General features: G+C 46.5%; 14 protein-coding genes. 7 read left to right on the top strand and 7 right to left on the bottom strand.

What is annotated here, in order from left to right; all coding sequences use genetic code 11:
* Positions 1–5: 5 nt before the first annotated feature.
* The 3 genes from B7Y67_RS06455 to B7Y67_RS06465 all read right to left on the bottom strand — a co-directional run bounded on the left by B7Y67_RS06455 (position 6) and on the right by B7Y67_RS06465 (position 1,636).
* Positions 6–182 (bottom strand): hypothetical protein, encoded by a 177-nt coding sequence (locus B7Y67_RS06455; RefSeq protein ID WP_215301116.1) that lies wholly within the window; start codon positions 180–182, stop codon positions 6–8.
* Between the two features lie 21 nt (positions 183–203).
* Positions 204–395 carry a hypothetical protein gene (locus B7Y67_RS06460; RefSeq protein ID WP_215301115.1) on the bottom strand — a complete coding sequence of 64 codons (192 nt, stop codon included), beginning with the start codon at positions 393–395 and terminating at the stop codon, positions 204–206.
* A 95-nt stretch (positions 396–490) separates the two neighbouring features.
* Positions 491–1,636: an alpha-hydroxy acid oxidase gene (locus tag B7Y67_RS06465; RefSeq protein ID WP_293597937.1), complete on the bottom strand. Its 1,146-nt coding sequence runs from the start codon at positions 1,634–1,636 to the stop codon at positions 491–493.
* A 148-nt stretch (positions 1,637–1,784) separates the two neighbouring features.
* Between B7Y67_RS06465 and B7Y67_RS06470 the strand changes: the two genes are divergently transcribed.
* A complete protein-coding gene (locus B7Y67_RS06470) occupies positions 1,785–2,693 on the top strand; it encodes a DMT family transporter (RefSeq protein ID WP_293597938.1) in 909 nt (302 codons plus the stop codon).
* Positions 2,694–2,797: 104 nt separating this feature from the next.
* On the top strand, positions 2,798–3,946 hold the full coding sequence (locus B7Y67_RS06475) for an aminotransferase class V-fold PLP-dependent enzyme (protein WP_215301109.1): 1,149 nt from the start codon (positions 2,798–2,800) through the stop codon (positions 3,944–3,946).
* A gap of 29 nt (positions 3,947–3,975) precedes the next feature.
* Here the strand turns inward: B7Y67_RS06475 and B7Y67_RS06480 are convergent, their stop codons facing one another.
* Complete coding sequence (locus tag B7Y67_RS06480; RefSeq protein WP_293597939.1) at positions 3,976–4,626, bottom strand: heme-binding beta-barrel domain-containing protein; 651 nt, start codon at positions 4,624–4,626, stop codon at positions 3,976–3,978.
* An 80-nt stretch (positions 4,627–4,706) separates the two neighbouring features.
* Between B7Y67_RS06480 and B7Y67_RS06485 the strand changes: the two genes are divergently transcribed.
* A complete protein-coding gene (locus B7Y67_RS06485) occupies positions 4,707–4,988 on the top strand; it encodes a protein tyrosine phosphatase (RefSeq protein ID WP_293597940.1) in 282 nt (93 codons plus the stop codon).
* 22 nt (positions 4,989–5,010) lie between these two features.
* Here the strand turns inward: B7Y67_RS06485 and B7Y67_RS06490 are convergent, their stop codons facing one another.
* Both B7Y67_RS06490 and B7Y67_RS06495 read right to left on the bottom strand, forming a co-directional pair.
* A complete protein-coding gene (locus B7Y67_RS06490; RefSeq protein ID WP_293597941.1) occupies positions 5,011–5,991 on the bottom strand; it encodes a DMT family transporter in 981 nt (326 codons plus the stop codon).
* A 6-nt stretch (positions 5,992–5,997) separates the two neighbouring features.
* On the bottom strand, positions 5,998–6,879 hold the full coding sequence (locus B7Y67_RS06495) for an NAD(P)H-hydrate dehydratase (protein ID WP_293597942.1): 882 nt from the start codon (positions 6,877–6,879) through the stop codon (positions 5,998–6,000).
* A 62-nt stretch (positions 6,880–6,941) separates the two neighbouring features.
* Here B7Y67_RS06495 and B7Y67_RS06500 point away from each other — a divergent pair, with 62 nt between their 5' ends.
* Complete coding sequence (locus tag B7Y67_RS06500) at positions 6,942–8,357, top strand: MBL fold metallo-hydrolase RNA specificity domain-containing protein (protein WP_293597943.1); 1,416 nt, start codon at positions 6,942–6,944, stop codon at positions 8,355–8,357.
* Positions 8,358–8,360: 3 nt separating this feature from the next.
* Here the strand turns inward: B7Y67_RS06500 and B7Y67_RS06505 are convergent, their stop codons facing one another.
* Positions 8,361–9,098 carry an ABC transporter substrate-binding protein gene (locus tag B7Y67_RS06505; protein ID WP_293597944.1) on the bottom strand — a complete coding sequence of 246 codons (738 nt, stop codon included), beginning with the start codon at positions 9,096–9,098 and terminating at the stop codon, positions 8,361–8,363.
* A 170-nt stretch (positions 9,099–9,268) separates the two neighbouring features.
* On the opposite strand from B7Y67_RS06505, the gene B7Y67_RS06510 reads away from it, so the two are divergent.
* The 3 genes from B7Y67_RS06510 to B7Y67_RS06520 form a co-directional block, all read left to right on the top strand.
* On the top strand, positions 9,269–10,126 hold the full coding sequence (locus B7Y67_RS06510) for an LOG family protein (protein WP_293597945.1): 858 nt from the start codon (positions 9,269–9,271) through the stop codon (positions 10,124–10,126).
* A 38-nt stretch (positions 10,127–10,164) separates the two neighbouring features.
* On the top strand, positions 10,165–10,680 hold the full coding sequence (locus tag B7Y67_RS06515; RefSeq protein WP_215301094.1) for a hypothetical protein: 516 nt from the start codon (positions 10,165–10,167) through the stop codon (positions 10,678–10,680).
* 3 nt (positions 10,681–10,683) lie between these two features.
* On the top strand, positions 10,684–11,597 hold a 914-nt coding region (locus B7Y67_RS06520), incomplete at its 3' end, for an aminoacetone oxidase family FAD-binding enzyme (RefSeq protein ID WP_293597946.1).

Raw genomic sequence — 11,597 nt, forward strand, 5'->3', positions numbered from 1 at the left:
GGGCCTTATTTTTTGTCCTCAGGATCTTTCAATAGATCGTAGTGGTTTGCAAGGAGTAGTAGCGCAATGGAAGCGCAACCCATGGCAAAGAATTCCCATTGATGCAGCATGGCAGTGCCGATAACAGTCATCAAGATCGTCCATCCAACTGCCATCTTAGCTTTTTTACTTAAGGGTTTCATATATCAGAGTCAGTGTGAAATTTATCGAACGGAAAGTCTCGCTTTGGCGCTGAGTTCGTTCAGAGTTCCGCGCTTATCAAGCTGAGAAAGTCTCAGAGCCTCTTGTTCAAAGTCAATTTGGGCTGGATGAAAATCAACATTGCCAAGGTGAATGACATAAGTCCAAACCAGTTCACGACCTCGATCTTTATATACGTCTACAACACGTTTCATTTTTTACCACCTATAGAGAGTGCGGGGTTATGCACAGCATTCAGATTATGTTTCAAATCAATTTAATTTCGGGGTAATTGGCGAGGTGTGGAATATTAAAAAGTCCCTGGATACAAGATATCTTTAGTTACATTTTGAATGTCGCGATGCCCAGTGAAGGCCATTGTGATATCCAGTTCCTTATGAATGATCTCAAGACACTTAGTCACACCAGCCTCACCCATGGCACCCAAGCCATAGAGGAAGGGGCGACCGATCATGGTGCCACGTGCACCGAGTGCCCAAGCCTTCAATACATCTTGACCAGATCGAATACCACCATCCATCCAAACCTCAATGTCATTGCCAACTGCATTGACGATCCCTGGTAAAGCTTTAATGCTGGAGATAGCGCCGTCTAACTGACGTCCACCATGATTGGAGACAATCAAGGCATCTGCGCCGGAGTTAACCGCTAAGCGAGCATCATCTTCATCCAAAATCCCTTTAATGATGAGCTTGCCACCCCAGAGTTTTTTAATCCACTCCACATCATCCCAGCTCAGGCCTGGGTCAAACTGCTCAGCGGTCCATGAGGAGAGGGAGGACATATTGCCAACACCAGTTGCGTGACCAACAATATTGCGAAAGGTTCTGCGCGGGGTCATAGCCATGCCCATGCACCAGCGTGGCTTCGTCATCATATCCATGATGTTGGTAAGCGTCAGCTTTGGAGGTGCGGACAAACCATTTTTTAAATCTTTGTGACGTTGTCCTAGGATTTGTAAATCCAGAGTGAGCACGAGAGCAGAGCATTTTGCTGCTTTGGCACGTTCAATTAGACGCTCAATAAAACCGCGGTCTTTCATGACATAAAGCTGGAACCAAAAAGGTTTAGTGGTTCGTTCTGCGACATCTTCAATAGAGCAAATGCTCATAGTGGATAAGCAGAAGGGAACACCAAATTTTTCTGCGGCACGCGCAGCCAGAATTTCACCATCGGCATATTGCATGCCAGTTAGGCCAGTTGGAGCCAGCGCAACAGGCATTGCCACCTCTTGACCCACCATCGTGGTTTTGGTAGTGCGGTTAGTCATATTCACTGCAACACGTTGACGCAGTTTGATTTTCTGAAAATCGGATTCGTTAGATCGGTAAGTAGACTCAGTCCATGAACCAGAATCTGCGTAGTCATAGAACATCTTGGGGGTGCGCTTTTGATGTAAAACCCGCAAATCTTCAATATTGGTGATGATTTCCACTAAAACCCCTTTGTATGTTGCTGATGCCAGATGGCCGATGCTAATCTAAGCTCTATCTTAGCAATACCGGACATTTGTTTCTACAATGCTTTGTTAAAGTCCTTCTTAGGGCTCAATAAGCCCCACTTACCTAGTCAAATCCTTCTGAATGCCTCAATTAACCCTGTCGACCGTCTTTTATTTAACGCTTGCCACCATTTTTTGGGCGGGTAATGCAATAGCTGGGAGGGTGTTGGTGGGGAGTATTTCCCCGATCACCCTAAGTGCGGTTCGCTGGGGTTTAGCAGCCTTGATCTTGCTACCCTTTGGCTGGAAAATTTTTAAGCCAAGCAGCGCGCTTTGGCAAAACAAAAGCCGTTTTCTGGTCTTAGGTTTATTGGGGGTCGGTAGCTATAACGTGCTCCTCTATCTTGCCCTGCAGACCTCGACGGCTATTAATGTCACCCTGATTGGGGCCAGTATGCCGATCTGGATGCTTTTGATTGGCGCTGTTTTATATCAAGTGAAACCAACGCTATTACAAATGCTGGGGGCGCTTGTTTCTTTAGTGGGCGTCACTGTGGTGTTAACGCGTGGTGAGCCTGCTAGCCTGTTAAGTATGGAAGTGGTGATGGGTGATTTATTCATCATGTTGGCAACGATTCTTTGGGCCTTCTATAGTTGGATGATTAGCCGTCCAGGAGAGAGTACTGAGCGTCAGTGGCCGTGGGCTGAGTTTTTAATGGCCCAGGTTTTCATTGGATTTATGTGGACGATGTTATTTGAGGGGGTCGAGATTGCCACGGGGCATGCCTTTATTGATCTCAACTACTGGACTGGGGCATTAATCGTTTTTGTGGCAATCGGCCCATCATTAATTGCCTATCGCTGCTGGGGTTTAGGGGTAAATGGTGCCGGACCCACGGTGGCAGCTTTCTTTGCCAACCTGATCCCCTTATTCACAGCACTGTTCTCAGCTGCAATTTTGGGGGATCCGCCTCAGTTGTTCCATGGTCTAGCTTTTGTCCTGATTGTGGTCGGAATATTGGTTTCCTCCACGGCACGGAAAAGTGCATAACCCCCTTTATTTGCTGAAAAAGCCGATTTTCAAAGCTTCACCACCTAAAGAGTGCTAAATCGGTATCATTTAGTCCTAATCATACGATTTACTAGGAAATTACTATGCCAGGCTTACTCCCGAATGTTGATCCAGACGGTCTATTAGAGTTTTCGGTCGTTTATACCGATCGTTCGCTAAACCACATGTCTGAAGAGTTCAAAAAAGTCATGGTGGATATCTCTAGTGTTTTGAAAGATGCTTACAACGCTAGCTCTGCAGTAATTGTTCCAGGTAGCGGCACCTTTGGTATGGAAGCAGTTGCCCGCCAATTTGCCAATAATCAAAAGTGCCTCGTATTACGCAATGGTTGGTTTAGCTATCGTTGGACGCAGATTTTTGATCTCGCCAACATTACCCAAGACATTACCGTTATCAAAGGTAAGCAATTAGAAGATACCGCTCAGGGTGTGTTTGCTCCAGCGCCTATTGAAGAGGTGGTTGCTTTCATTAAGAAAGAAAAGCCAGCAGTGGTTTTTGCTCCCCATGTAGAAACATCTGCCGGAATTATTTTGCCGGACGACTATCTCAAGGCTGTCGGCGAAGCAGTTCGTTCAGTGAATGGTTTGTTTGTGCTCGATTGCATCGCCTCTGGTGCAATGTGGGTAGATATGAAGGCTTGTAATGTTGACGTAGTCATTACGGCGCCACAAAAAGGCTGGAGTAGCTCGCCTTGCTGTGCGTTGATTGCTATGGGCGACAGGGCGCGCGAGCGTATTGACGCTACACAAAGTAGCAGCTTTTCAATGGACTTGAAGAAGTGGCTCCAAATCATGGAAGCCTACGAAAAGGGTGGTCACGTGTATCACACCACCATGCCAACAGATGCGCTCAAAATTTTGCGCAATGTGATGAAAGAAACCCAGTCTCTAGGTTTCGCAGCACTCAAAGCTAAGCAGCAAGAGTTGGGTGAAAAGGTTCGTGCCTTATTGGTATCGAATGGCTACCACTCAGTTTCAGCAAAAGGCTTTCAGTCTCCTGGCGTAGTAGTGAGCTATACCAAGGACCCTGATATTCAGTCTGGTAAGAAGTTTATTGCTCTGGGTTTACAAACTGCTGCTGGCGTGCCACTGCAGTGTGATGAGCGTCCAGACTTCCGCACTTTCCGAATTGGTTTATTTGGCCTAGAAAAATTGGCACATATTGATCGCACAGTTGGTCATCTTGCTGCTGCTCTAGAAAAAATTACTGAGACTGAAGCTCAGCCAGCTTAGGTAACAAAGATTCAATCCGAAAGGCCGTCTTAGGACGGCTTTTTCATTACGTCTAAAGCTAGAGGGTTGGGTGTCGCTTCGCCTACCTTTGTCAGTACATTGGTGTCTAGATGATGAAAGGCTTCGGTTTGGCCTTTGATCATCATCACTGTGTCTTGCTCATAAGACCAAGTGCCATCTTCCAAGATGGTTACCATGATGCGGTACTCAATTGTTTTGAAGGCATAGTCTAGAAAAGGGCTGGATGAGATACCAGCAGTTGGATCATCAATTTTGGCTACACACTCAAACTGAGTTGCATTGGCGGAAGCTTTTCCTGTTGCCATAGTGACCATGCCTCGTGGGATGGTAAGGGTGTGAACGATCAGCCCGGTTGCGGGCTCCCAAAGCCAATACCCAACTTGATCATGATAAGTCTTTACTTGGTCTGGTTTGGTAATGTGAAGGTGATAGCGCAATCCATAAAACAGCTGCGGCCCATTGGTTTGCGGATCAATTGGCTGCATCTCAATACGTTCGGTATAGACCTGCTTCTTTGGTCCCTCAGCTTTTGGTTTGATATCCAATCCTCGTTGGCCTTCCCAGATGCCAGCAAGGCGGGTGAGGGGGCCTAAGTTTTCCAGGGTATTGACTGAGTATCCCTGCGGTTCTGTGTAAATATCAGATGGAAAAGAGTTCATGGGCAGGTCCTGGGTAAATGAGGAATGAATGGTAAATAATTGAGTATTATCAAATTATCCACAAACATTTTGGAGTTTTAATGCCTGCCCGCTTTGTAAAACTGTTTTTTGCTACCCTCATTTCTGCCTCAATTGGTTTGTCACCTTTGAGCGTAATGGCGGCAGACCCAGTAACAGCCCCAGCGCCACTAGCTGCTCCTGCTGCAGCACCTGCTGCTCAAGTAGAGAAAGCTAGCAAGAAGGGTGCTAAGAAGTCCCTGAAGGATAAGAAAGCAGAGAAGAAGTCTAAGAAAAAATCGAAGAAAAAAGCAAAAGCAGCTCAACAACCAGCAACTCCTCAGCCTGCTGCTCCTCAACAATAAATTCTCGGTTTTAACTCAAGGACTAATTGAGGGGGTCAGATCCCTCAAGGTCTAAAGGCTTTGTTGAGCTCGACTCTTTTTGCTTGCTAGTGCCATCGTTACGTACTAGTAACCACATTGCCCCCATCACCAAGCTCATCCCAATAATCTGAATCCAGGTAATCGGCTCGGAGAGTACAAGCCATCCCATAAAGAGTGTTGAGACAGGGCCGAGTATTCCGGCTTGAGCAACTAAGGGTGAGCCAATACGGTTGATTGCAATCATGATCAAGAGCATTGGAATGACTGTGCAAAGGCTTGCATTGAGAAGGCTGAGCCAATAGATCTGCTGCACTTGCGTAAATACAGCCGAAGGTTCGTAAATCAGAATCTGAATCACACTGAGAAGTGCAGAGGCAGAGCTGGCATAGACCACTAAGCGTACGCTACCCACACGCTTCACCATTTCTCCAGAGCCAATCATGTAGATCGCATAGGAGCATGCACTTGCAAAGACCAGTAACATGCCGAGCACTGCCAAGGTGCCGGTGGAGCTGGCATCCTGGATAAATACCGCAATGACACCAAGATATCCAACAGCAAGCGCGTACCACTGCAAACGACTAATGGATTTATTGAGAACAAAATAAGAAATCAAGAGCACGATGGTTGGAGTGAGATACAGAACAATGCGTTCCAATCCAACGGAGATATATTGAAGACCCAGAAAGTCGAGATAGCTGGATAGAAAGTAACCCATGAATCCCAGAAAAAATATCTTCACTTGATCTCGCCAAGTGAGGGGGCTCATGAACTGTTTACGTGAGTGCCACCAAAAAATCCCCCAGAAGAGAGGGAGGGCTATCAACATGCGTAAAGCAATCAAAGTTTCTGCATTTGCACCGTAGCTAAAGGCGAGCTTAATGAGAATCGCTTTTCCGGAAAAAAGTACAGAACCTAAGCCGGCCATTAAGAGGCCGTAAATATAACGACGGTGATGAAGAGTTTCGCTAGCGGATGGCATGCAGTTTTATAACAGTTTATTGAGCAAGCTCCGCATCTCCAAAATAACCTCTGTTGGAGTAAGTCCAATAGGACCAATTTGCTTGGCCACCAAGCTATCTGCTGCAGATGCATGAAGCTGAACCCCAATACAGCTCGCTTCCCATAAATTGAGATTATGGCGAAGGCCTTGAGCGGCAATAGCAGCAATGCTACCCGTTAATACATCCCCCATGCCACCGACAGCCATACCAGGATTTCCTTGTTGGCACTGCATAGCTGCATTAAGAGGTGAGGCTATCAGTGTATGTTGACCCTTGAGTACAACGATGGAGTTGGTGAGTCTGATGAGGTCTGATAATGCGGCCAAACGATTTGCTTGCACAACATCGCTTGTCGTATTGAGCAGGTGTGCAGCCTCTCCTGGGTGCGGGGTGAGAACACTCATGCCTGGATAGACTTGATTACGTTGCATGAGAAGATCTAAGTACTCAGGGGTATCGGCAATTAAATTGAGTGCATCGGCATCAATCACCACGGGCACATTTGGGTAGTGCAGTGCGGCAACCAACCAATCTCTTGCGAGCGCTGAAAAACCAAGGCCTGGGCCAATCGCAATGACATCGGGAGCAGTAGCTTCGAGTTGTTCTTGGGCATTAAAGCTCGCTAAGCGCACCATCAACTCTGCCTGTTCTGGCATTGCATGAGCAGCTGTTGGATCTAGCATCTCCAAAATGGTCCAGCCAGCTCCTAAGTGAAGTGCTGCGCTACCGGAGAGCAACAGTGCCCCAGCCATGCCGGGTGCGCCACCAACCATCAAGACTTTGCCAGCATTCCCTTTATGTTCTGAGGGTGCTCGCTTGAGTCGAGTAACAAGCTCGAGAGATCTCAGTTCGGAAGGAATGCTCATTTGAATAGTATCGCTCTTAAAGGTGGCTTAACAATCGATTTTATCGAGAGTATGCTTAAGTAATGAAAATACAATTTCTCGGTGCAGCGGGTGAGGTTACAGGCTCAAGACATTCTGTAGAGGCTACTGTTGGCGGACGTGAAGTCCGGTTCATTGTGGACTTTGGTATGTTCCAGGGTGGGCGCGAGGCCAGCTTTAAGAATCTGGAGCCTTTGCCGTTTTCTCCCAAAGAAATCGATTTTGTAGTGCTGACTCATGCGCATATTGACCATAGCGGCCTATTGCCAAGACTGTGTGCCCAAGGATTTTCTGGCCCGATCTACTGTACAGATGCCACCTATGAGTTACTCAAGATTTTGTTGCCAGATAGTGCTCACCTTCAGCGCTCTGATGTCGAGCGGGCAGAGCGTAGGCAAAAAGCGGGTAAGTGGCGTGGGGACTTACCGGTAGCGCTGTACTCAATGGAAGAGGCTGATCTTGCGCTCGGGCAATGTGAAGTGTTGTCTTACGGAGAACATGTCGAGCTTTGTAAGGGAATTCATTTAGAGTTTCTAAATGCGGGACATATTCTGGGATCGGCGATTGCTGTAATCGACATTACCGAGGATCATGCCCAGAAAAAGCGCTGTGTGTTTTCTGGGGATATTGGGATGAAGGGTAAGTTATTGATGCCCGATCCTGCCAGAATTGCTCAAGCCGATGTAGTAGTGGTGGAGTCAACTTATGGTGACCGCTTGCATAAAACTTTATCTGATACAGAGTCTGAATTAATTGAAGTGGTCACCAGCACTCTGAGTGCCCATGGAAATATTATTATTCCCGCCTTTGCAGTAGGTCGTACACAGGAGATGCTGTTTCTATTGATTGATCTAGTAAGGCGCAATTTATTGCCCCATCTCAGCATTTGGGTGGACTCACCGATGGCAACTGCGGCCACTCATTTGACCCAACGCTTTTTTGCGCAATTAGATAAAGAGTCTCAATCTACCTTTGAATGGTTTAAGAAAAATCCTGGTGCAGTTGATCTGAGATTCATTGCGGATGTAGAGGAGTCGAAAGCCCTCAATAAGATTAAGGGTGGGGCGATCATTATTTCAGCAAGCGGCATGTGCGATGCAGGTCGTATCGTTCATCATCTACAAAATAACTTGCCACGGGCACAAAATGCGATCGTGATTACGGGCTTTCAGGCTTATGGTAGCTTAGGTCGTCGCTTGGTAGATAAGGCAGCTAAAGTGCGACTCTTTGGTGAAGAGGTTCAAGTTCGTGCATCTGTTCATACGATTGGCGGTTTATCCGCTCATGCTGATCAGGCTGGCTTATTGGATTGGCTGCGTGGCTTTGAGTCGGCACCCAAATCCGTATTTGTTGTGCACGGTGAACCGGAGGCGTCGGCCGTCTTGGCTCAGACCATTCGTGACGAACTGGAGTGGAAAAACGTGATTATTCCGGAGCGTCTACATACCTATTCTTGTTGAGGCTTATTCGGCTACCTTAGCGCCCTGTACTTGGTGACGCAACATGGCCTCTGCGATAAATCCTGAGTCCTTGAGTTCTTGAATCTCGCTACTAAGGTAGGCATTGGTTTTTTCAAAATCAACACGTGCCTTAGGAATGCCAATGGCCTGATTGATCACCATAAATCGTCCGGGTAGCATACGTAAACCATCGTAGCGCAGGGCATCACTTTCTAATTGTTGTTTAACTCCAGCGGCAACGTTTCCAATGCCCTTCATAAAGTCATCCACCACAGCTTGAGAATTAGCAGAACGTAGCAGACTAGCGTGTTTGATTTCTCGAGTAAGGTAAAGGTCGTATGCACTACCTTTACCAACAACAATTTCATTACCTACTGCATCTACATCTTCATTTTTAGTGAGTGGTGAAGTGTCTTTCACCATATAGGCGCCTTCAATCTGAATATAGGCAGGGGTGTAGCTGATATCGGCCCCACGAACCGGGTCGATTGCTACAAATACCAAGTCCACCTCATTTGATTTAACTGCCTCAACAGTAGCTCCTGCCATTGGATAGGAGGTAAACGTAATAGGTAGTTGTAGCTTGGTAGCAATGTAATTTGCTATATCCACAGTAATCCCTTTGGGATCCCCTGAGTTGCCATCCAAGCTAGCCAAAAGAGGGTTGCCTAAATTAATACCAACTCGCAAGGTGCCGGTTGGAACAAAAGTGCTCAGCAGGGAAGGGTTGAGTGTATTCATATGCAAAGTGGATAAAAAAGTGATTAAAGAGCTGTAGCAAACCAAGCTCTATTTCCTCTCATATTAAGGTTTCTAGGGCTGCTAGTAAATTGGAATAAGCCCCATCAGTGAATGAATGCAATATTCTAGGTACTATTACCCTTTCTGTTGCTGTATCTAGAGGTCCAAATATGAGCCCAAGTCTCCCGATCAATAATTCTCAAACTATCACTGATTTTCTGAATCTTCAGAAAAGCCAGTTGGAGGAAAAGAGTTCTGAAGACTCCTATCGATTTGCTTTTGATGACCAAGCCTTTTTAGCTCGTCGTGAAACTTTAGGCTTGCGTTTTCAGTTGGAGTTGTTAAAGCCAGAGATCTTATTGCATGAGCGAGGTATTGAGCACACGATTACTGTATTTGGTTCCACTCGTTTTATTAACTGTGAAGCAGCGCGAGAGCTAGAGAAGAATGCCAAAACTCCAGAGGCTGTAGCAGAAGCTAAAAGAGCATTACTGCATTGCAAGTACTACGATTCGGCAAGGGAGTTTGGGGCAATTGTTGCTGGCTATAACGCTACGCAATCTGAGAATCGAAATAAGCTACACATCGCCACTGGTGGCGGGCCTGGAATTATGGAGGCTGCCAATCGTGGTGCGTTTGAGGCGGGGGATGAGACGATTGGTTTTAACATCAGCTTACCGCGAGAGCAGTATCCCAATCCCTATCTCACACCCGGTTTAAGTTTCCGCTTTCATTATTTTGCTATTCGCAAGATGCACTTCATGCTCAGGGCGAGGGCGATTGTGGCTTATCCAGGGGGTTTTGGTTCTTTTGACGAACTCTTTGAGGTGCTCACCTTAATGCAGACGAAGAAGGTGGATCGATTTCCGATCATCTTAGTGGGTAAGACATTCTGGCAGGAGGTGATTAACTTCCACCAGATGCTTGAGCATGGGGTGATTGAGCAGCCAGATGTGGATTTAATCCACTTTGTTGAAACCGCTCAAGAAGCTTGGGACGTCATTCGTAACTGGTATCAGTTGGCCTAGTAGGTTCATGAGAACGGTAAAATAGGCGTACAGACACCATGACTATTTCCAACACCATATCCCTCAGCTCCGAACTAGACCTACCGGCCTATTTGTTTGGCATTGCCATGCTTTTAGTGGTGATGTTGGTACATGGTCTTGCTTTACTTCAAATTGCGAAACGCTATGAGGTGAAATCATTCTTATATCTTTCGGAGCATAAGTACTCTTCAGTAGCTATCGTGTTTTATATCAGCGTGCTCTGTTTATTTCTCACGCACATCTTTGAAATCATTCTCTGGGGGATTGCCCTCAAAGCTTTTAATCTCTTGCCAAATTTGGGTGAGAGTATTTTATTTAGTGGCAGCACCTATACCGCAATGGGTTTTATGGACGACCTCCTGCCAAAAGGTTGGAAGATGCTGGCGATCATCATTGCTTTCTCCGGGATGTTTGCTTTTGCCTGGACTGCTTCCGTCATGATCTCGATGACCAAGAACTTCCGCCAAGCCTATACCCGTTTGCATATGCAAAAACTAAACTTGCCAGCCGATGTTATTGAGCGCTTTAAGTAAGTCATGAGTAAATCTTGGGATGCCATCATCATCGGTGGTGGTGCAGCCGGACTATTCTGCGCGGGAGTTGCTGGCCAGTTAGGCAAAAAAGTCTTAGTACTGGACCATGCAGATGTCTTGTGTGAAAAAATTCGTATCAGTGGCGGAGGGCGATGCAACTTTACCAATCTCCACAGCAGTCCAGCTAATTTTCTCTCCTTAAATCCGCACTTTGTAAAAAGTGCTTTATCTCGCTATCCCGCAAAAGAATTTATTCAGCTCGTACAGTCATACCGAATTGCTTATCACGAGAAACATCAGGGGCAATTATTTTGCGATGACTCTGCTAAGCAGATTATTGAGATGCTATTGAGTGAATGCGCCAAGGGATATGTTGATATTCGTCATCCAGTTACAGTGCAGTCCATTTCTCATGAGGCAGGGATATGGAGTGTTACAACCAATGCTGGCACTGAGCGCGCGCGTTCTGTGGTCATGGCAACAGGGGGCCTACCAGTCCCTGCTATTGGGGCCACGGCATACTCTTTAGATATCGCCAAGCAGTTTGGATTGAATGTAGTCCATCCACGCCCCGCATTAGTGCCACTCTCCTTTACCTCTGGAGAATTTGATCATCTAACGGCCTTATCTGGCCTCAGTTTGCCGGTTCGAATTGCCGCAGGATCAAAAGGCAATCGTTATGGTGCTTGCCGCTTTAATGAAGACTTGCTCTTGACTCACAAAGGCCTCTCGGGCCCAGCAGTCCTGCAAGCTAGTAGTTACTGGACTGAGGGTGAAGTTATTCATATTGATTGGTTGGGTGCAGTCGAGGTCGATGGGAGCTTCAGTTGCGATGAATTATTTAATGACGAAGACAATCGACTGAAGTTGACTGAAAATATCTTAGCCTCCGTCATACCACTACGTTTGGCAAAGGC

Source organism: Polynucleobacter sp. 35-46-11 (assembly GCF_002281105.1).